Origin of the sequence: Blautia wexlerae (assembly GCF_013300825.1) — a bacterium.
Lineage (GTDB): Bacteria > Bacillota > Clostridia > Lachnospirales > Lachnospiraceae > Blautia_A > Blautia_A wexlerae_B.
The window spans coordinates 74499-95257 of sequence record NZ_JAAIMY010000007.1; the positions used below are offsets into that span (position 1 = coordinate 74499).

General features: G+C 40.7%; 16 protein-coding genes. 11 read left to right on the forward strand and 5 right to left on the reverse strand.

Features of this window, described 5'->3' with window-relative positions:
* Positions 1–139: 139 nt before the first annotated feature.
* The 7 genes from G4417_RS05710 to eno all read left to right on the forward strand — a co-directional run bounded on the left by G4417_RS05710 (position 140) and on the right by eno (position 8815).
* On the forward strand, positions 140–1057 hold the full coding sequence (locus G4417_RS05710) for an FAD:protein FMN transferase (RefSeq protein ID WP_243872080.1): 918 nt from the start codon (positions 140–142) through the stop codon (positions 1055–1057).
* A gap of 99 nt (positions 1058–1156) precedes the next feature.
* On the forward strand, positions 1157–3046 hold the full coding sequence (locus G4417_RS05715) for a penicillin-binding Tp47 domain C-containing protein (RefSeq protein WP_173682927.1): 1890 nt from the start codon (positions 1157–1159) through the stop codon (positions 3044–3046).
* A gap of 131 nt (positions 3047–3177) precedes the next feature.
* Complete coding sequence (locus G4417_RS05720) at positions 3178–4680, forward strand: FMN-binding protein (RefSeq protein ID WP_173682928.1); 1503 nt, start codon at positions 3178–3180, stop codon at positions 4678–4680.
* 72 nt (positions 4681–4752) lie between these two features.
* Positions 4753–5013, forward strand: a complete 261-nt coding sequence (locus tag G4417_RS05725; RefSeq protein WP_022380708.1) for a heavy-metal-associated domain-containing protein — start codon at positions 4753–4755, stop codon at positions 5011–5013.
* 294 nt (positions 5014–5307) lie between these two features.
* Positions 5308–5694 carry a hypothetical protein gene (locus G4417_RS05730; protein ID WP_173682929.1) on the forward strand — a complete coding sequence of 129 codons (387 nt, stop codon included), beginning with the start codon at positions 5308–5310 and terminating at the stop codon, positions 5692–5694.
* 13 nt (positions 5695–5707) lie between these two features.
* Positions 5708–7009 (forward strand): M56 family metallopeptidase, encoded by a 1302-nt coding sequence (locus G4417_RS05735; protein ID WP_173682930.1) that lies wholly within the window; start codon positions 5708–5710, stop codon positions 7007–7009.
* A gap of 501 nt (positions 7010–7510) precedes the next feature.
* Positions 7511–8815, forward strand: coding sequence for a phosphopyruvate hydratase (eno, locus tag G4417_RS05740; RefSeq protein ID WP_044952547.1), 1305 nt, complete (start codon positions 7511–7513; stop codon positions 8813–8815).
* Between the two features lie 125 nt (positions 8816–8940).
* Here eno and G4417_RS05745 read toward each other — a convergent pair whose 3' ends face one another.
* Both G4417_RS05745 and G4417_RS05750 read right to left on the reverse strand, forming a co-directional pair.
* Complete coding sequence (locus G4417_RS05745) at positions 8941–10797, reverse strand: serine hydrolase domain-containing protein (protein WP_173682931.1); 1857 nt, start codon at positions 10795–10797, stop codon at positions 8941–8943.
* A 189-nt stretch (positions 10798–10986) separates the two neighbouring features.
* The gene (locus G4417_RS05750) at positions 10987–12372 is read right to left on the reverse strand and encodes a citrate/2-methylcitrate synthase (protein ID WP_020993894.1); all 1386 of its coding nucleotides are present in this window, start codon (positions 12370–12372) and stop codon (positions 10987–10989) included.
* A gap of 367 nt (positions 12373–12739) precedes the next feature.
* Between G4417_RS05750 and G4417_RS05755 the strand changes: the two genes are divergently transcribed.
* Positions 12740–13219 carry an acyl-CoA thioesterase gene (locus G4417_RS05755; protein WP_008703099.1) on the forward strand — a complete coding sequence of 160 codons (480 nt, stop codon included), beginning with the start codon at positions 12740–12742 and terminating at the stop codon, positions 13217–13219.
* Between the two features lie 33 nt (positions 13220–13252).
* Here the strand turns inward: G4417_RS05755 and G4417_RS05760 are convergent, their stop codons facing one another.
* From G4417_RS05760 to G4417_RS05770, 3 genes are read right to left on the reverse strand one after another with little or no spacing between them, the layout of a single operon-like run.
* Positions 13253–14380 carry a ComEC/Rec2 family competence protein gene (locus G4417_RS05760; protein WP_173682932.1) on the reverse strand — a complete coding sequence of 376 codons (1128 nt, stop codon included), beginning with the start codon at positions 14378–14380 and terminating at the stop codon, positions 13253–13255.
* Between the two features lie 13 nt (positions 14381–14393).
* Entirely contained in the window at positions 14394–15872 is a 1479-nt protein-coding gene (locus tag G4417_RS05765) for a helix-turn-helix domain-containing protein (RefSeq protein WP_173682933.1), read from the reverse strand.
* Positions 15873–15913: 41 nt separating this feature from the next.
* The gene (locus G4417_RS05770; protein ID WP_173682934.1) at positions 15914–16432 is read right to left on the reverse strand and encodes a hypothetical protein; all 519 of its coding nucleotides are present in this window, start codon (positions 16430–16432) and stop codon (positions 15914–15916) included.
* 371 nt (positions 16433–16803) lie between these two features.
* On the opposite strand from G4417_RS05770, the gene G4417_RS05775 reads away from it, so the two are divergent.
* From G4417_RS05775 to G4417_RS05785, 3 genes are all read left to right on the forward strand, one after another.
* Positions 16804–18552, forward strand: coding sequence for an alpha-amylase family glycosyl hydrolase (locus G4417_RS05775; protein ID WP_173682935.1), 1749 nt, complete (start codon positions 16804–16806; stop codon positions 18550–18552).
* A gap of 161 nt (positions 18553–18713) precedes the next feature.
* On the forward strand, positions 18714–19088 hold the full coding sequence (locus G4417_RS05780) for a RidA family protein (RefSeq protein ID WP_008703111.1): 375 nt from the start codon (positions 18714–18716) through the stop codon (positions 19086–19088).
* 178 nt (positions 19089–19266) lie between these two features.
* Positions 19267–20691, forward strand: coding sequence for an ATP-binding protein (locus G4417_RS05785; RefSeq protein WP_173682936.1), 1425 nt, complete (start codon positions 19267–19269; stop codon positions 20689–20691).
* The last annotated feature ends 68 nt before the right edge of the window (positions 20692–20759 follow it).

A 20759-nucleotide genomic window follows, 5' to 3' on the forward strand; every position in this document is an offset into this window, starting at 1 on the left:
AGGATAAGGAATCAGAAAATATATGACAAACAGACGCTCTTTTGTACTGGGACTTTTTATTACAGCCTCTCTTTTATGCACATCCCGAACCGTATGGGGAAACTCTGAAATAAACACATACACCAAAACAGACTTTGCTATGGACACCGTAGTATCAGAGACTCTTTACACAACAGGTGAGGATATCACAGCAGACGTAATCTCTGCATTAAAAGATGTGGAAGAAAACTGGATTTCCTGGACAAAAGAAAGCTCTCAGATATACCAGATCAATCAAAATGCCGGAAATACAACAACGGTATCTGATGAAACGGCCACCTGTTTAAAACAGGTACTGGATTTGTCGAAAGCTTCTGACGGAGCCATGGATCCTACCATGGGAAGAGTGATCCGCCTGTGGGATATTGACGGAGAAGATCCGCATATTCCTTCAGATGATGACTTGAATTCCCTGCTTGAAAATGTAGGATATGACAAGGTGACTCTGGATGGAAATAAAGTTACCATGCCAAAGGGAGTAACTCTTGATCTGGGGGCTGCAGGTAAGGGAATTGGCTGTGATGCAGCACAGAAAATTCTTGATGCAGATAAAAATGTATCAGGCATGATCCTGAATCTGGGCGGCAGCAGTGTTATGAGCTATGGAAGCAAACCCGACGGCTCTGCCTGGCAGGTAGCTGTCACTGATCCGCGGGATACAGAAGGTGATTACCTGGGAGTAGTTACTCTGAATGGTACTGAATTTTTATCTACTTCCGGAGATTACGAAAAATACTTTATAGAAGATGGTGTTCGATATCATCATATACTGGATCCTGCTACAGGATATCCTGCAAGAAGCGGTCTTACATCTGTGACGGTTGTGTGTGATGACGGCCTGAACGCAGACGGACTTTCCACTGCATGCTTTGTACTGGGAAAAGAAAAGGCAGAAGAACTTTTGAAGAAATACAATGCAGACGGTCTGTTCGTAGATGATTCTGATCATGTCTGGATGACGGAAGGCATGAAAGAAAGAGTTCAATTACTGAAAGATACTTATTCCATCGGTGAATAGGTTTATCTTATATAAAGATCTCTGAACTGTCAAAAATTTCAGTTTTCCGGGCAGTTTGGAAATATATTTATTAACTCATATTCAGGAGGATTTAAAGGTATGCGCAAGGGAAATTTAATCAAAATGGCAGCTCCTGCAATTTTAAGTGCAGCAATGATGGTTTCAGGATTACCGGTTATGGCTGCGGATTTTACATCTGATGCTGCTGTGGAGACTGAGGCACAGACAGATGAGTTTGATGCAGCAGATGACACCGCTGATGCTTTTGCAGGCGATGAGGAAACACCTTTTGTTGACGATCAGGCAGCAGCAGAAGATGAATTCGCTGCAACAGCAGAAACAGGCTACAAATATGTCTATGCAGGTCTGACATGGGCACAGTACTGGGCATCTGAGGGAGTTTATAATGCTGCAAACACAGCTTCCAATGGAACAAAAGACAGCCATGATGAATTTGACAAAGGCGGTTTCGACACAGTAACCAGAGCTACTGTAAACCATGGCCTGCACAGAGGAAGCTACCAGTGTGAAGCAATCATGTATGACAAAAACGGCGGTTCTTATGAGATTTCCTACTGGACCTCAGCTAATGATGCAGTTCTTACGGACGGAACAACTGTAAAACTGAATCAGCCTGAGCGAGGACAGATCACAAAAGCTGACGGAAGCGTTGCAGAATTCGACCATTACAGCGTTGTAGGTCTGAAATATGTGCCTGTCGCAGTAAAGGCAGAAGATTATGAAGCCTTCAAATCCCAGTTCAAGGTTGTGGAAGACGGAAGCACAGTTGCCGGAGGATTTGGAGAAAACAATTTGCAGTCCTATAGTGCAGTTGCTGATGTTACCGCTGAAACAAACGGCTTAAAAGAAGCTGTAAAAGGTTCCGATGGAACATTCACATTCAAGGCCAGAACAAACGGTACAGGTTCCGGACTTAAAGACCAGGCACTCCAGACAGCATCCAATGTTACCGCAACAGTAAAAGAAGCAAGTGGAAGTTACGGCGAATTCTTAAGAGTAGATATTACAGGTGACGGATATGGTGCTCTTGGTGCTAAAATGTATGCTGTAAAATGGGATTACTACGGAAATGGTAATAAAGTTCTGGCATCTTACGGAACAAAATTTGCAGCAGATAACTGGATGCACAAGGCAATGGGAATCCAGCTTGGTCTGACAGATTCCTACCGCTGCCAGCTTCCAAAAGGAACAGATGGAACCGGCAAATGGAAAATCACCGTATATGCAATGGGATATGCAGATACTGTATTTGAAGTTAATGCAACAGATGCAAACATCGTAAAACCGGAAGCAGGAGAAGCAGATACAACAGCATTAAAAGCAGCAGTAGAAAAAGCAGAAGCCTTAAAAGAAGCAGATTACACAGCAGATTCCTGGAAGGCAATGCAGTTAGAGCTTCAGGAAGCAAAGGATCTTCTTGCAAAAGAAAAGCCAACTCAGGCAGAGGTTGATGAAGCTACAACTCATCTGAACGCAGCAGTAGAGGCTCTTGTTAAAGCAGATACGAAGGTAACAGTAACTCTCAACAAGAAAACAGCCACTGTTTACAAAGGAAAAACAACTACACTGAAGGCAACTGTAACAGGAGCAGATGCACCAAAAGTTACATTTACTTCCAGCAACCCAAAAGTTGCAGCCGTAAACAAAACAACCGGTAAAGTTACTGCAAAAGCAAAAGGTAGTGCAGTCATCACAGCTAAATGCGGAGATGTAAAGGCAACCTGCAAAGTAACAGTTAAAAATCCAACTCTTACACTGAACAAAACATCTGCATCTGTAAAAGTCGGCAAAACAACTAAGATCACAGCAAAAGCAGCTCCGTCAGGAAAAGTTACATACAAATCCGGCAACAAGAAAATTGCTACAGTATCATCCAATGGTACAATTAAAGGTATTAAAAAAGGTACTGCCAAGATCACAGTAACATGCAATGGCGTAACCAAAACAGTTAAAGTAACTGTAAAATAATCTGAGCTGAGAAAAGAAATCCTGTATCCCACAGAAAGGGCAGGATTTCTTTTCAACTGTAAAACTTTATACAGTTATTACAGTAATCACCTGAATATAATTTCCTGAAACTACTGAAGAAGGAGAAATTTATGGACAAAAATAATGAGCAGAAAAATAATAAGACTCCGGAAATGAAACCCAAACAGGACAGTTTCCGTCCATGGTTAAAGCTTATTCCTGCGGCAGCAGTTTTTGCAGCAGTCTGTGTAACCTGTTATCAGGCAGATAAAAGTCCTGTGGAGACTACATCGGTTTCCGATAATAATGTTATGTCTACTGACGAGATTAAAGAATTGATTTCACAAGGAACTGCAGGTAAGGATTTTGATTCAGAAGACTCTTCTGAAACCAATGGAACCTCAATTTCAAAAACATCAAAAAAGACAAAAAAAACAAGTAAGATTAAAACAGGAACAAAGAAAAATTCATCTACAGGTGCCACTGCAAATGGAGGTACAGCAGGGGGTGGTGCAGGAAGCACAGTCACACCAACTACAGAAGTTCCTGCCGGTGGATATGCAGACGGTACCTATACAGGCTCAGGAACTGGTTTCGGAGGAACGATCACTGTTCAGGTAACTGTCACTGACCATAAAATTGCAGCTATCAATATTGTAGATGCATCAAATGAAACAGCCTCCTATTTTGCAAATGCACAGGGTGTGATCAGCAAAATTCTTGCAAGCCAGTCTCCGAACGTAGATGCAGTCAGTGGTGCCACTTATTCTTCAAACGGAATTATTACTGCGGTTCAGAATGCATTGTCACAGGCAATTCCATCAGGAAATCAGGCAGTTGTTACGCCAACTCCCACTCCATCACCGAAACCTACAAAGAAACCTTCTCCAACACCGAAGCCGGGAGACGAACAGATTTACAAAGACGGAACCTATACGGGAACTGGAAAAGGATACAGTGGAACAATTACGTTGACAGCTAAGATTAAAAAAGGTGTGATCAAGTCTCTGGAAGCAGAGCATACAGATACGCCTATGTTCTTTAAGAAAGCATGGGATATCCTGGAAAATGAGATCATTCAGAATCAGTCTGTCGATGGCATTGATACTGTCAGTGGTGCAACCTACTCTTCAAAGGGTATCATAAACGCAATGAAAGATATTCTGAAACAGGCAGAAAAAGACACCACAAAAGTGACACCAACTCCAACACCAGAAGTAACAGTTACGCCAACTCCTGAGGCAACCCCAACCCCGACACCGGAAGAAACTCCGACTCCAGAAGTTACTCCAACGCCAGAAGAAACACCGGCTCCGACACCAACACCGGAAGAGACTCCGGAGCCTACGCCGGAACCTACAGGACCATATATTGACGGAACTTATACAGGCTCAAGCTACGGATACAGTGGAAGAGTAAATGTAACCGTAACGATTCAGGGCGGTCAGATTGCATCTATTGAACAGAGTAACAGTGATTCACCTGAGTACTTTGATTATGCATGGGAAACTATTTATCCTCAGATTATGGGAAATCAGTCAGCAGACGGAATTGATGCTGCAAGCGGTGCCACTTATTCCTCAGAAGGAATCCTTGGAGCAATTCAGAAAGCTCTTGCCCAGGCATTGGCATAAAATTATTGTAAGAGAAAAAATCATATGCTCTGGCTATTTCTAACTTATAACGTAAAAATGGAGGACAACAATATGATTAAAACAACTGTAAAAGTAGACGGTATGATGTGCGGAATGTGCGAATCTCACGTAAACGATGCGGTGAGAAAAGTCTTTCAGGTAGATAAAGTTACTTCTTCCCACAGCAAAGGGGAAACTGTGATCATTTCAGAGAAACCTGTAGACGAAGCAAAGCTAAAAACAGCCATCAGCGCAACAGGATATGAAGTAAAAGGTATCAGTTCACAACCTTATGAAAAAAAGAAAGGTTTGTTTTCATTTTTTCATAAATAATGAACATGTTCAGTAAATATCATTAAATCATAAACCTATTAAAAAACCAGGCAGAAACTTTGCAGATTATACTGCAGTTTTTGTCTGGCTTTCTCTGTGCCAACAAGTTGATTTCTCGACAAATCTCGAATAATGGCGTTAAAAAGTCTGAAAAATTCCAAAAAATCAGTTGCTTAATTTGTACAAAACATGGTAGACTATTTGTAGTTAAGAAGTGACAGAAATTTACAATTACTTAACCGAATCAGGTGAGACAAATGACTCTATCTGCCTGATTAATCAGGAGATGAAAGAATGAGAAGAAAAATAGAACTTGTCTGCTGGATTTTATTTACTGTATGTTCCGGTATTTGCTTCTTTATCAATTTTATGAGCAAACCGCCTGTAGATGATACACATAGATTTACCTTATATATGATTGGTGCTGCAACAGTATCTTTACTTTATCCGGGAACCATGTTTATCCTTGGACTGAGAAACAGTTATCTGTATGATAAATTAAACAAACTTGCTGAAGAAAAGAGCGAGACGGAAACTGTCAAATCTACACAGATTTCCAAAACATCAATATCAGGATATACAGTCCCTGATATGAAAACCCTTGTCAGTACTCTAATCTCTGATAAGAAACTTACAGAGGAAGAGAAAGAATTTTTATTAGAATACATTAAGAAGAAATGATGTGATGTTTTAAATGGAACTGTTAGTCTGTATGTCCATTTCAGGAAGTATTCCTGTTGTAATCTGCTTGCTTTTATATGTGATTCAGCGTGAAAATTATAATTACATTCTTGGAAGAAGATTACTACTGACAGGCGTATTCTTTTATCTTGTGCCTGTGCAGTTGATTAAATATCTGATACCCCCAAATGCTTTTCCAGAGTCTAAGCTGCTTACAAATGAGTCTCAGTTATATTTATCAGGTTCTTTATCTTTCTGGAGTGAAAGACAGGGTGAGTATATATGGATGCCGCAGTGGTTTGATATCGTATCAAAATTGTGGATGGCAGGAATTATTTTCTTTTCCATTTATGAAATTATCAGATACTGGAAAGGGGTTCATTCGCTTCAGAATTTTATATTCGAAAAAGTAGAAGATCCGGATAGGGAACAGGTTTATTATCTGATTCCGGACGAAATCTGTGGTCCATGTACAATCGGTTTCTTTTGCCAGAAAATCCTGTTTCCGGAAAGTTTTCCGCTTTATCCGGATTTTGATATGGTGTATAAACACGAACATACGCATTTGAAAAATCATGACAATTTAGTAAAACTATTATGCCTTTTCGTCCTGTGCCTGCACTGGATGAACCCTGTGGCATATCTTTTACTTTCCCTTTACATAGATACAGCAGAAATAGTCAGTGACAGCATAGCCGTAGATGGTTGTACAGAACAAAAGCGCAAAGATTATGCAACTCTGTTGGTATTACAAGCCTCAACTTCGGATGTACGTCCGGTTGTATGGAAAAATAACCTTTCCGTCCACAAAAAGAAAGACGGAAAAGAAGTAAAAATCTTAAAGAGGAGGATTAACTACATGATGAAGGAAAAGAAAAAAGGGTTATTACAGAGAGGAATTATGATGGCTGTATCCGCATTGACGATTGTGGCCAGTGCTGGAACAGTGTTGGCTTATCAGCCGATGCCATCGTCAGATGGAAGTTTTAGTGATGTTATTGTTGATGATTCTTTAGATGCTTTTGGTTCTAATTGTATTGGATATGATATAGTTGATACGCTTGATTTTACAAAAAGTGACTATATATTTGTGGATTTGAATGGAAATCAGGAGAATTATACCACATCAATAGAGCCTTATGCGTTATGTACACACAGTATGGTAGACGGAACTTTTTTTACTCATGCAAAAAATTCATCAGGTGGATGTACTGTAAAAGTATATACTTGTAAAAAGTGTGAAAAATGTGGTTATTTAGCAAATAAAAAATATTATGCAACACATTCTTATGCGAAATGCCCTCATAATCATTAATGCGATAACAAATAATATTAAAATTCCATTTATAAATTATAACAAAATCAAGCAAGTCCTCACCCGCTGCTTCAATTGAGAAAAGCAATAAGCAGTGGATGGGGACTTGCTTGTATCAGGGGAAATGCAAGCTCTTTTTGATAAACTGCAGAGCAGTTATTCAATAATGAGCAAGTAGTAAAGTGAAGCAGATTGCGAATATCCGATTGACTTTGAAGAAAACAATTTCTGAAATACTTTCTCAATATCCCCCTAATTACCCTCTTGCATTTTTATGAAAGTTAGAATATACTAACCATAGAGTTAGGAATCACAAACTCTAGCGCGAATCAATCATTTGAACTCCATCCGAAGACCTGCTGAAACCTTCGGAACAATGGATCGCATCTGTGCTTGCTGAACTCACGGCTATGCTGAAGGCCGTACCTCAGATATGATCCACCCGGTACATCCCAGTTGCGGTGTACCAGGAGTCCAAATGCAAAACCAGAAAGGGGATTTATCATGTACTTAGAAATTGAGAAAGTAATTGGAAGAGAAATTCTGGATTCCAGAGGAAATCCGACAGTAGAAGCAGAAGTATATCTGATGGACGGCACTGTAGCAAGAGGAACAGCTCCAAGCGGTGCATCTACAGGTGAATTCGAAGCTCTGGAATTAAGAGATGGAGATAAAGCTCGTTACCTTGGAAAAGGTGTGCAGAAAGCAGTAGAGAACATCAACACAACAATCAACGAAGCAATCGAAGGTCTCGATGCAAGTGACATTTATGCAGTAGATGCAGCAATGATCGCAGCAGACGGAACAAAAGACAAATCCAAACTTGGAGCAAATGCAATCCTTGCAGTATCTATCGCATGCTGCAGAGCAGCGGCAGCTTCTCTTGAAATTCCGCTGTATCGTTTCCTTGGCGGAGTATCCGGAAATCGTCTCCCTGTACCAATGATGAACATCGTAAACGGCGGATGCCATGCATTATCATCTGGTCTGGATGTACAGGAATTTATGATCATGCCAGTTGGGGCACCTTCCTTTAAAGAATGCTTAAGATGGTGTGCAGAAGTATTCCATGCACTTGCTTCTATCCTGAAAGAACGCGGACTTGCCACATCAGTAGGTGACGAAGGTGGTTTCGCACCTGCACTGAAATCCGATGAAGAAGCAATCGAGACAATCCTCGAGGCAGTGAAGAAAGCCGGATATGAACCAGGCAAAGACTTCAGGATTGCCATGGATGCTGCTTCCTCCGAATGGAAGAGTGAAAAAGGAAAAGGATACTACAAACTTCCAAAAGCAGGCACAGAATATACATCTGAAGAACTCATCGAACACTGGGCTAAATTATGTGAGAAATATCCGATCATCTCTATCGAAGACGGTCTGGATGAAGAAGACTGGGAAGGATGGCAGAAACTTACAGCCAGACTTGGTGACAAAGTACAGCTTGTTGGTGACGATCTGTTTGTTACAAATACAGAAAGGCTTGCAAAAGGTATCAGTCTTGGCGCAGGTAATGCGATCCTGATCAAATTAAACCAGATCGGTTCCGTATCCGAAACACTGGAAGCAATCAAGATGGCCCACAAAGCAGGCTACACTGCAATTTCTTCTCATCGTTCCGGCGAGACAGCAGATACAACAATTGCAGATCTTGCAGTAGCACTGAATACCTGCCAGATTAAGACCGGCGCTCCAAGCAGATCTGAACGTGTTGCAAAATACAATCAGCTTCTCCGCATCGAAGAAGAACTCGGTGCAAGCGCAGTATATCCAGGAATGAAAGCCTTCAATGTAAAACAGGACTAAACAAAACTATAGCAATCTTCGTAAATAACGCATACCATAAATAAACCTGTAAAATGCCAAAAATGCATTTCTCATCTTAATCGTTTAGTGAGAAATGCATTTTTGTATATGAGACTTTATTATATTCACTCATCTGTATCAATACTGTCTGTTTTTTCCGGTCTCTTCAGATATCCCCTTACAACAGGCTCAATCGTCTGTTCCATAAACCGGTGCAGCAGTTCTGTCGTAATATTATGATCTCCCAGAAGCGAATTATACAGGAAGTTTCCTGACAGTTCTTCAGTAATAGAACTCAGTCCTGACAGGATCATTTTTTTACCGGGTGTTTCATTCCATCTGATCTCAATTTCATCATCTTCATGAAAGAAAATGTGCGCCGTTCGTTTCACACATTCTTCGATAAAAGTAATCTCCAGTTTTAATACAGGGATGTCGTTTTCATCTCTTGCAAATTCTCCCAGTGTAGCTACAAGGTAATGTTCTCCATGAAGATCAACACATCCATCCGCAGCCCTTCCAAATCCAACAGGAAGTTTATGGATTACCTCACCTTCGGTAAAAGAAACGTAAAATTTTCCCGCATCATAAGTAAAAGAAATTTCAGAAATACCATCTGTCATATTATTGTGGAATACCTGCACAAACAACGGCGCAATTCCAATATTCTGCTGTTCCATAACATAAGTTCTGCCGCTTACAGCCCGCATAAAACCGTGATGATCAGATGGGCGATCAACGGCTGCTGAAATACGGTAGCTGTACTTTTTATCTGAATGCTTCCTTCTGGAAACTACATTTCTTTTCCATCTCCCGCGCTGAGAAGTACTTCTGTTATTATTTTCTCCATTTTCCAGTTCTCCGCACAACCGTTTCAGAAGACTATAGGAGAGCGGATTCTCAGGTAGAACATCGGCGGGATGATAATTAACAGGGAAATATTTCCGAATGATATTCAGCATGATACAGTCCTGAAACATTTCTTTATTTCCAGCATTTGTGACAAGAACCATATCCATATCCGGATAAATAATAACATTCTGTCCCAACATTCCGTTATATTCAAAGCTTCCCGGGCGCTGTTCCATCCATAGCTGATATCCATATCCATAAGTGTCATTCTGAGTTTTCAGATGTCGTGCCGTAGATATTTCTATCCAATATTCAGACACCAGCTGCTGACCATTCCATTTTCCCCTCTGAAGATACAGCTGGCCAAGTTTTGCCATGTCTTCTGCACAGAGAAACAGTCCCCAGCCGCCTTTTGTAATTCCTTTCGGACAGGTTTCCCAGTAATATTTCGTGATACCAAGAGGACCAAACAGTCTCGGAGTCAGATATTCGGTCAGGGTTTCTCCTGTACGTTTCGTCACGATTGCAGAAAGAACATAAGTATTCAGACTGTTATATTGAAACTCCGTTCCGGGTTTTCCATTGACAGATGCATTCAGAAAGCTTCCAAGCCAGTCATTTCCGGACACGATACCTGATTCATTAAAAGTTACACCGCTTGTCATGGTCAGCAGATTCTCTACTGTGATCACAGGGCGGAAAATCTTTGAAAAGGCATTTATATGATCCGGAAAAATGTCATAAATATTTTCATCGAGCTTTAATTTTTCCTCTTCGATCAACATACCGATTGCCATACCTGTGATGCTCTTGCACATGGAATGTGTAATATGCCACATTCCTTTAGGGTATGGTGCAAAATTACATTCACAGATTACCTTGCCATGACGCAGTGCCATAAAATGATGCATGTCCGTATCTTTGGAAGCATCCAGTTCCCGAAGAAGGGCAGCAAACAAATCAGAGGAGATTCCCTGACTCTCCGGTGTGGCACGCACAAATGCCTGCTCATAAACTGCATTAAACGGAAAATCCGGTTTCTGTGGGAAATAATCTACCCGTGTACCGCCTGTCTTTCCAAGGATCATATTTAAAACCAGTTCTGCAACTGCAATCTGTTCTTTTGCCATAAAAATACCTCCTTTTTCGGATTTGTTTTGATTATACAGACCTCATACAACAAATGCAAATTATATTTTTACAAGAAAGGATATTTCCAGTGAACAGTAGCGTAGGATTCTCTTCCTGTGGCGGATTGCATTAGTGATATAATAAAACGGCTGCGGAATGAACCGCAGCCAGTAATAAGTTTCATCTGTTTACCTTTCGTCAAAAGCAACAAAATCCGTATGATGTCCTACATACTTGTAAGCAGGACGGATGATCTTATTTGCATTAATCAGCTCTTCCAGACGGTGAGCACTCCAGCCTGGCATACGCGCAATAGCAAAAATAGGAGTAAATAATTCTTCCGGAATCCCAAGCATGCTGTATACAAATCCACTATAGAAGTCCACGTTTGCGCAGACATTCTTAAACAGTTTTCTATGTTCCATAATCAGTTTGCCGGCAATATTTTCTACTCTGTTATAAAGCTCGAATTCCTCTGTCATTCCCTTTTCCTCAGCAAGTGCCTGGGCAAAGCGTTTCAGGATCACTTCTCGAGGATCGGAAAGTGTATAAACTGCATGCCCCATACCATAGATTAGCCCTGCATGGTCAAATGCTTCTTTATTCAGAACCTTCTTGAGGTAAGTTATGATTTCATCTTCGTTATCCCAGTGATCTTGATCTACATGAGACTTCAGATCAGCAAACATATTCTGAACTTTCAGGTTTGCTCCACCATGGCGAGGTCCCTTCAGAGATCCGATGGATGCAGCAGTAGAAGAGTAGGTATCTGTCCCTGAAGAAGTTACCACATGAGTGGTGAAAGTGGAGTTATTACCGCCACCATGCTCAGCATGCAGGATCAGTGCAATATCCAGAACTTTTGCTTCCAGTTCTGTGTATTTTCCATCCGGGCGAAGCATAAGAAGAATGTTCTCGGCAAGAGAAAGCCCCTTCTGCGGATTACGGATAAATAAGGTATCATCCTTTCTGAAATGGCGATATGCATGGTAAGAATATACGGCAATTTCAGGAAGCTTTGCAATCAGTTCCAGAGACTGACGAAGTACATTTTCAGGAGAAATATCTTCCGGATTGTCATCATATGTATAGAGAGCCAGAACACAACGCTGCATGGCATTCATAATATTGGCATTGGTTCCCTTCATAACAACATCGCGGACAAAACGACCGCCAAGCTCCTCCATATCAGACATCATATCCAGAAATCTGGAAAGTTCTTCCTTATCAGGGAGCTTACCGAAGATCAGAAGATAAATTGTTTCTTCAAATCCAAAACGTCTTCCGTTCAGACCACTGATGATATCCTGTACATTGATTCCCTGATAGTATAAACGTCCATCAGCCGGAATCTGTCTGCCGTTGATCAGATTATAACCATTAACATCAGAAATCTCTGTAAGACCTGTCAGGACACCTTTACCTGCGGAGTCACGAAGACCTCTTTTTACATTATATTCTACATACAGATTTGGATCGATATGATGATTCTTGAGCAGTTCCTGTTCAAAGAATCTTATTTTGTCACGAAGCTGTCCGGAATCTTCCAGACTCATCATTTCATGTTTTTCCATAATATCATTCCTCATTTCCCCGTTATTTATCTACAGCAATATTCGCAAATTCACTTATAGCAATACTCGTAAATAATGCATGTTATAGTGAATTTTATTAAAAAACACTGATACAGTGAATTGCAGATGCATCCTTGCGATCAGTGTTTTGCTATGGCGAACATTTGTATTTGTACCTATTTAAACATTGTACAGTAAAGTGATGGGAAAGGCAAGACAAAGATTGTATTTTTTTTCATACATTCATATTAAAGTGATAACGCTTTAAAATTATACAGAAGGAAAATTATGAAAAATATAACACAAAATCATGGAACGTGCTATAATAGCCAACAGAAAGCATGATAAAGGGGAAGTGAGAAAAGAAATGTCAGAAAGAAAAATGAAACGAGTTGAGGACTCCTTAACAGAGCAGTCTCATTTATTAATGCCAAAGTGTCTGAATGCCGCAGGTTATCTGTTTGGCGGACAGCTGCTTGCATGGATTGATGAAACAGCAGGTATTGTTGCCAAGCGTCATGCGGAAATGAATGTGGTAACTGTTGCAGTAGACAATATGTATTTCAAAGCCGGAGCTAGAGTGAACGATACCATCGTTCTCATCGGACGGCTTACACATGTGGGACGTTCTTCCATGGAAGTCCGTATTGATACTTACTGTGAAGCCCTTGATGGAACCAGAACTATGATCAACCGTGCATATTTCATTATGGTTGGAACAGACGAACATCAGCATCCTGTGGAAGTACCGGGACTTATCATTGAGGGAGTTACTCAGCAGATAGAGAATGAAGCTGCACAGAAACGTGCAAAACTCTGGAAAATCCGCAGACAGGAAGGATTTTAACAAAACAGCCGCAAATGCGGCTGTTTTTTTTAATCAGTAACATTTACTGCAAGGCCCGTATCCCATAGCTTCGGCTTCTGATCTGGATACCTGTCTGGCTGTAGCCGGGTTCATTCTTCCACAGTTGGGAATGCTGTGATATTTTTCGCCGGTTGCAGGGATCCATACCATTGTTCCTACATCTGTATTGTTGGATTCTTCCTGTTTAGTTACCGGATCAGAAGCGGTAGTTTCTTCCTGACCAGAGTTTCCTCCGGCGACATCTGTGGAAGCATTTGCAGAGGAGCCTCCGGAAGAATAATCATTGCATGGCTCCTGTGACCAGGAAATAGTTGTTCCATCGGAGACTGCAATGATCGTACCCTGTTTATCTGTTCGGAATACAGGGATTCCCATATCCGACAAACGTCCCATTGTATCTGCTGACGGATGATTATACTGATTATTGATTCCGCAGCTTATGACTGCGTAAGATGGAGAAGTTGCCTCGAGGAAATCCCAGGTAGTTGAACTTGCAGACCCATGATGACCAACAGAAAGAACATCGCAGTCAAGGTTCATACCTGTACTGATCATATCCTGTTCACTGGTTTCCTCTGCATCTCCGGTAAAAATAAAGCTATTTGAATCATTTTCAAGTTTGATTACAAGAGAGTTATCATTACTGTTCTGGCTGATACCATTCGGTGCAAGAACAGTGAAACTTCCGGTGCCAAAATCAAATGTTTCACCTACAGAAGGATACTGTACGATGATTGCATTTGCAGTGGCAGTATTCATAAAATTATTGAATAAATTAGAAGTATGTACATAGTCCGGTCCGAATATATTACTTACAGAGAAATTATCTATACATGGAACAAGACCTCCGATATGATCTTCATCATAGTGAGAAGCGATCATATAGTCAATGTTTTCCACATTCTGTTCCTGTAAGTAGGAGATGATCAGATCAGCATGGCTCTGATCCCCGCCATCGTACAAAAGATTTTGTCCTCCGGACTGTACTAAGATGGCATTTCCCTGTCCAACGTCAATAAAATGAACTGCCATCTCACGGTTGTCTTCAGCCTTTACTGTCAGTGCCGACTGCGGAATCAACGTAAACAGCAGAAGAAACAGCGATAACAATAGTGATATTAACTTGTTTTGTCTTTTCATAAAAGTCTCCTGATTATGTCGTCAATTCATCAATTAATGCCTGTACAAACTCAGCAGTCTCTTCGGCATTGTAAAGTCCATTGTCATCCAGACTGGACAGATAATCCATAAAAGTAGTAAGAATACTGGATTCATTGATGACCAGGCAGATGGTACGATTATGGATATTGTTAAACAGCAAATATCCAAAGGTGCTGTTTACGCACAGATGCAGATTATCCGAAAGCTGATTCAGCGGTTTTTTTAGAAGCCTGTAATTTCCATTGCGACAGCACGGAAGAATACGCTTCAGCAGACGGATTCTTTCCTTAACAGTAAGCGGTCTGTAAAAATGGTCAGGAATCTCTTTTATCAATCCCTTTGCTGCAAAATCTGCAAGTCCCCGCTTCGTAAAATAGACATTGGAAACACCTTTTTCCATTTTTGCCTGATTCACATGCGACAAAGCCTCTATCTGCCTGATAGAAGCTTCTCTGTTCGGAAACTCCGGTACGATTGCTGCGTCAAGAATCTGCCTGTCAATAAATGGCACCATGCAGGCTTCCGGCTGAAGCACATAACTTGGTGTTTCCCTATAAATCGGACTGTCAAAATCATTTCCATCCATGGACAGATAATCTGTTGCGTAAAACAGCGGCCGGCATTTATCCTGATAGGAATCATACAGATTCCAGAGCATGGAAACAACAGCCGGATCTTTATAAAAAATTCCCATTGTATACTCTGAATTGCAGGTAATTGCAAACTCTGAGGTCAGTATCATACAGGAAAGTCCATTCATACTGTAATAATGCGAAAAGATATCCTCATAAAAATAATACGGATGATAATCCAGATTTGAAAAATACAACGGAAGAATCTTATTCAGATACATCAGATTATAAATTTCGTGGTTCTCTGTCATCTGATTTGTCTTACTGACACAGAATGTATGCTCAATCTTCAGATTTCCGGTCGGCTTCAGACTGGAAAGCATATTCAGCAGAAATTCATAATCCGGCTGTAATAAAAGTACAATTTTACCGGACAGCTTCTGCGTCTCTGCAGAAATCATATAATACAGCAGATGATTTAATTCCAGATGAGTAGAAACTACTATACATCCGGAAGTATTACCGGATACCCGCAGCGCCATATCTGCACTGTAATTATCATCTTTCATTTTTCGCAGATCATCCAGGAACAGAACTGGTTCTTCTGAGAAATTTTTCGGAAAATCTACCAGATATTTCTCTGTATACTTTCTTCTGTAATAGAGATCTTTTCCAAGTTTTGAAATAAGGTATGCTTCCTTGAATCTACGGTACTCAACCGGGGTCAGATGCAGAAACTCTGTGATTTTTTGAAATACAGCTTCTGAACTGGGATTTCGTTTTCCGTTTATGATCTTATACATGGTAGAACGGTCAAGATTACAGTATTCCAGAAGAGCATAAACTTTGATTTTCTTTTCATCAATATAGGAACTCAGTAAATCGGAGAATTCGGACATAACTTAAATACACCTCATATGTTTCTTTTTCGATATAGTAATTAGTATTCTATCTGCTGAGCTTCCTCTCCGTTGTCTTCCCATGTGTCAGAGTTATCCAGAGAACCATCTGTCTCGTCGCCGGAATTGTCGTCACTGGGATAATCAATCTGATCGGAAGAATCACCTCCTGTATCATCAGGCGTATCATCAGGCGGAATCTGATCGCTACTTTCATCATCAGAAGATTCATCTCCCGTATCTGTATTATCATTTCCCTGACCTGTATCATCCTGAGTCGTATCATTATTGTAAGAAGAGTCATCGTAAGAAGAGTCATTATAACTGTTGTCATAATCAGAATCATAGTTATTTTCCTGGGTATAAATGGTAAATCCATCCTCCTGTGCCTGCGCTTCTGCCTGTGCCTGAGCCTCAGCAGCAGTTTCCGGAGCTTCCGTAAAGTTTGTAACAGCTTTTGACACTGTATTACCGGTTGGTGCCACAGCAGAAACCGCAAACATCGCGCCACAAAGCAGGATTGCAGTTCCGGCAATCTGAATTTCATCTATATGTCTCATAGTCTGTGTTCTCCTTGCTTATCTATGCTTGTTTCTTTCTATTTCTATACATATCCAGATTATTTACAGCAATATTATATACCTTAAGTAGATTTTTTTGTAGAGTAAATTTTAACCACCCGCAGTTGATGCAGTAACTGAGGACTTGCCTTATTTCATTAAAATAGAAAAAAACTGGATTCTGTCTGAAAAATCTGTTATTATAAGCATTGTATGAATATAATTTCAACTTTAATACAGTTTATCTAATTATTTTCTTTCCTGTATGATATCAGGGTGCAAAAATCGTTACTGTTCACTCCGTTCGCAGTAACGTAGCCCAAAATCCCTATATAATTGAAATTATAAATTTAAAAACAGAGGTGTCATTTATGAGCTGGTATAACGAGGCAATTTTCTATCACATCTATCCACTGGGTTTAACCGGTGCGCCGAAGCACAATGACTACAGTGCTCCTGTTTCCCGTCTGAACACATTACTTCCATGGATCGACCACATCAGAGAAATCGGATGTACAGCATTATACATCGGACCTTTATTCGAGAGTGTAGGACATGGCTATGAAACCACAGATTACAAAAAGCTGGATTCCCGTCTCGGGACGAACGAAGACCTTAAGAACTTCGTGGCAGCTTGTCATGAAAAAGAGATTAAAGTTATTTTCGATGGTGTATTCAATCATACAGGCCGTGATTTCTTTGCATTTAAAGATATTCAGCAAAACCGCGAACATTCCAGATATCTTAACTGGTACTGCAATGTGAATTTCGGAGGGAACACGGAATACAACGACGGCTTCTCCTACGAAAACTGGGGTGGATACAACCTTCTGGTAAAATTAAACCAGAGAAATCCGGAAGTACAAAATTACATCTGTGATGTAATCCGTTTCTGGGTATCAGAATTTGATGTAGATGGAATCCGTCTGGATGCGGCAGATGTTCTTGATTTTGACTTCATGCGTGCTCTCCGCCGTACAGCAGCAGAAGTAAAAGAAGATTTCTGGCTTATGGGTGAAGTGATCCATGGCGATTACAGTAGATGGGTAAATGGAGAAACGCTCCACAGTGTAACAAACTATGCTCTGCATAAAGCACTCTACAGCGGACATAACGATCATAACTATTTCGAGATCGCACATACTGTAAAGTATCTTCAGAATATGGGAAATCTTGATCTCTACAACTTTGTGGACAACCATGATGTAGAACGTATTTACACCAAGCTTTCAAATAAAGCACATTTTGCACCTGTTCATGTCTTACTTTATACACTTCCGGGTGTACCAAGTATCTATTACGGTTCTGAGTTCGGTATTGAAGGAAAGAAAGAGAAATTCTCCGATGACAGCCTCAGACCGGCTCTGGATATCAAAGACTATGCGGATGCAGTACAGAAGAATCCATGTACAGCCCTGATCGCAGCTCTTGGAAAGGTACGACAGCATACACCTGCATTAAGCTATGGAAGCTACGCAGAGCTTCAGCTTACCAACCGCCAGTTTGCATTTGCCCGTGACCTTGACAAAATCCGTGTAATCGTTACCGTAAATAACGATGATAATGCAGCAGACATGAGCCTTCCGGCAGGAAACTGTGCAGAATATATCGGAACCCTCACAGGTCGTAAAGTACCTGTTCAGGGTGGACATATCAATGTAACAGTAGCCGCAAACAGCGGTGAAATCTGGGTTCCAGCAGGTGAAATGCCAGAATATATACCAGTAAAAGCAGAAACTGCAGATGTCAAAAAAGTACAGGAAGATACAGAAGAAACAATTTCCCCACAAACTGAGTCTCCTGCACAGAAAACAATAACCGCAGCAGAAGAAACCGCAGCAGCAAAAGCAGAAGATATTCAGCCTGAAAAAACTGCCGATATTTCAGCCACATCAGCAGAAAGCAGTTTTCCGGAAAATACGGAGGTCGTTGCTGAACCAGCAAAGACAGTGATTGTAGACCTGAATAAATCCCCGGAAGACATGACTGTAGATGAATTACAGCAGGCAATCCTTGCCAAAATGGCAGGCAATGGTCCTGTCACAGACCAGATGAAGAAAACAGTATATGATAATATCTGGCATGATTCTCTGGTAAACTGGCTCAAGAGCTTCCACTGATCAGATTATCGTCAGTATTTTTCCTCTTTTCTTTCAGTAATAAAAGAGGAAATCTCCATGTGACAATTTTTTTGCCGTTGACTAAATATTTTTTTGGTGGTAAGATATGGATACAGATACAGACAATCAATCACACTAAATCGTACGGGAGGAATTCACTCATGAAAACACTTGAAACTAAAAAAGCACCAGCAGCAATCGGACCATATTCTCAGGCAAAAATGACAGGAAACTTCTTATTTGCATCCGGTCAGATTCCGGTAGACCCGGCTACAGGTGAAGTTGCAGGCGATAAAATCGAAACACAGGCAGAACAGTCCTGCAAGAACGTAGGAGCAATTCTTGAAGAAGCCGGACTTACATTTGACAATGTTATCAAGACTACATGCTTCCTTGCTGATATGGCAGATTTCGCAGCATTCAACGCTGTGTATGAGAAATACTTCACAAGCAAACCAGCTCGTTCCTGTGTTGCTGTAAAACAGCTTCCGAAGAACGTACTCTGCGAAGTGGAAGCTATCGCTGTAGCTGAGTAATTCAGCCAAACCACAATATAAAATAAATATTCCAAAACAATTTCTGAATCTGATTCAGATTGGGGAAACAGCCAGGGAAAAATCTACCTGGCTGTTTTTTTGTTTTCAGGCTACCTGTGATTACTGATATTTGCTATAATGGTATAAAAGAATTCTGGCAAAATGAAAGGTAAAAGTTATGAGATCAATATCCATATATGCACTTACGAGAAATCAGAATACAGATTCTCTGCCAAAACTGGAACGTCAGTTATCCGGTCGGGAATATTTCCTCAAAATACGTGAATGGGAACTTCAGAGTATGAAAGCACTGGTACGCCAGTTAGAATCACATATGACTAAAGTCTGTTCCCTGCGCTTTTTCTATTCCTACCAGATTCCAAAACTCGGGAAAGAATTTGATCTTCTCCAGATCAAAGACGACCAGATCATAAATATTGAACTGAAAAGCGGAGCTGTATCTGAGGAGGCAATTCGTAAACAGCTTATGCAGAACCGTTATTACCTTTCCGTTCTCGGACGCTCCATACAGTCTTATACGTATATCAGCAGTCAGAATCGCCTTGTCAGGCTTACCAACCATGATCATATTGCAGAAGCCGACTGGACAGAGCTGTGCAGATTGCTGCAAAAGGAGAGCAGTGATTATCAGGGGAATATTGATGATCTGTTTCAGGCTGAACTATATCTGATTTCCCCAATTACAGAACCGGCTCGTTTCCTGAAAAAAGAATACTTCCTGACCTCCCAGCAGCGGGATATCCAGCGCCAGATCTTAAAGAAACTCCGTATCAGCCGGTTCGAATATTTCTGTTTTACCGGACTTCCAGGAACAGGAAAAACATTGCTTCTCTATGATATCGCCATGAAACTGTCCAGGCGTCAGCAGATATGCATGATTCACTGCGGCAATGCAGGAAAAGAATGGAAAATACTGCATAAACGTTTACAGCGTATTGCTTTTCTTTCGGACAATCAGCTAACCGAAAATACAGAGCTGAAACATTACAGTGCAGTTCTGGTAGACGAAGCACATTTGCTTTCTCCGGAAAAACTGCAGATTTTGTTAATGCAATCGGAGGGGAAGTTTCCTGTAATATTTTCCAGTGATTCCGAAGATGCCATATGTCCCGAAGAATTAGGTGTAAATACATTAAAACTTATAGAAAACCTGCCGGAAATCCAGATGTTTCACTTAACCAACCGCATCCGTACCAACGCGGAACTTTCCTCATTTATCCAGAATATGATACACCTTACAGACAGAAAAACCTCAAAACCCTATCCGCATGTTTCTGTTGTATATGCAAATAATGAAGAGGAGACTGCTGCCTTACTGGAAGATTATATACATCAGGGCTATGAATATGAGATTACTGTTGAGAGAGACATAAAACGTTTTGTTATCATATTGGACGAACGATATTACTATGATCAGAACAGATATCTGCGTTCAAAACATTTCAAAGAAGGCAGATCTGATGTCCGTAATTTATTTCACCAGCTAAATCAGGCCAAAGAGGAACTTTCTATAATCGTCAGAGAAAATGCATATGTATACGAAACATTACTCACGCTTTTACAGCCTGATACTGTCAGATAAAAACTGCAAACTATCCGACTCTCCCTTGAAATCCCCCACCATTCCGTATATAATAGGAATATTGTGGG

Coding starts and splice junctions, on each gene's coding strand:
- G4417_RS05710 (WP_243872080.1), top strand. CDS start 140: ATGGACACCGTAGTATCAGAGACTCTTTACACAACAGGTGAGGATATC.
- G4417_RS05715 (WP_173682927.1), top strand. CDS start 1,157: ATGCGCAAGGGAAATTTAATCAAAATGGCAGCTCCTGCAATTTTAAGT.
- G4417_RS05720 (WP_173682928.1), top strand. CDS start 3,178: ATGGACAAAAATAATGAGCAGAAAAATAATAAGACTCCGGAAATGAAA.
- G4417_RS05725 (WP_022380708.1), top strand. CDS start 4,753: ATGATTAAAACAACTGTAAAAGTAGACGGTATGATGTGCGGAATGTGC.
- G4417_RS05730 (WP_173682929.1), top strand. CDS start 5,308: ATGAGAAGAAAAATAGAACTTGTCTGCTGGATTTTATTTACTGTATGT.
- G4417_RS05735 (WP_173682930.1), top strand. CDS start 5,708: ATGGAACTGTTAGTCTGTATGTCCATTTCAGGAAGTATTCCTGTTGTA.
- G4417_RS05745 (WP_173682931.1), bottom strand. CDS start 10,797: ATGGCAAAAGAACAGATTGCAGTTGCAGAACTGGTTTTAAATATGATC.
- G4417_RS05750 (WP_020993894.1), bottom strand. CDS start 12,372: ATGGAAAAACATGAAATGATGAGTCTGGAAGATTCCGGACAGCTTCGT.
- G4417_RS05755 (WP_008703099.1), top strand. CDS start 12,740: ATGTCAGAAAGAAAAATGAAACGAGTTGAGGACTCCTTAACAGAGCAG.
- G4417_RS05760 (WP_173682932.1), bottom strand. CDS start 14,380: ATGAAAAGACAAAACAAGTTAATATCACTATTGTTATCGCTGTTTCTT.
- G4417_RS05765 (WP_173682933.1), bottom strand. CDS start 15,872: ATGTCCGAATTCTCCGATTTACTGAGTTCCTATATTGATGAAAAGAAA.
- G4417_RS05770 (WP_173682934.1), bottom strand. CDS start 16,432: ATGAGACATATAGATGAAATTCAGATTGCCGGAACTGCAATCCTGCTT.
- G4417_RS05775 (WP_173682935.1), top strand. CDS start 16,804: ATGAGCTGGTATAACGAGGCAATTTTCTATCACATCTATCCACTGGGT.
- G4417_RS05780 (WP_008703111.1), top strand. CDS start 18,714: ATGAAAACACTTGAAACTAAAAAAGCACCAGCAGCAATCGGACCATAT.
- G4417_RS05785 (WP_173682936.1), top strand. CDS start 19,267: ATGAGATCAATATCCATATATGCACTTACGAGAAATCAGAATACAGAT.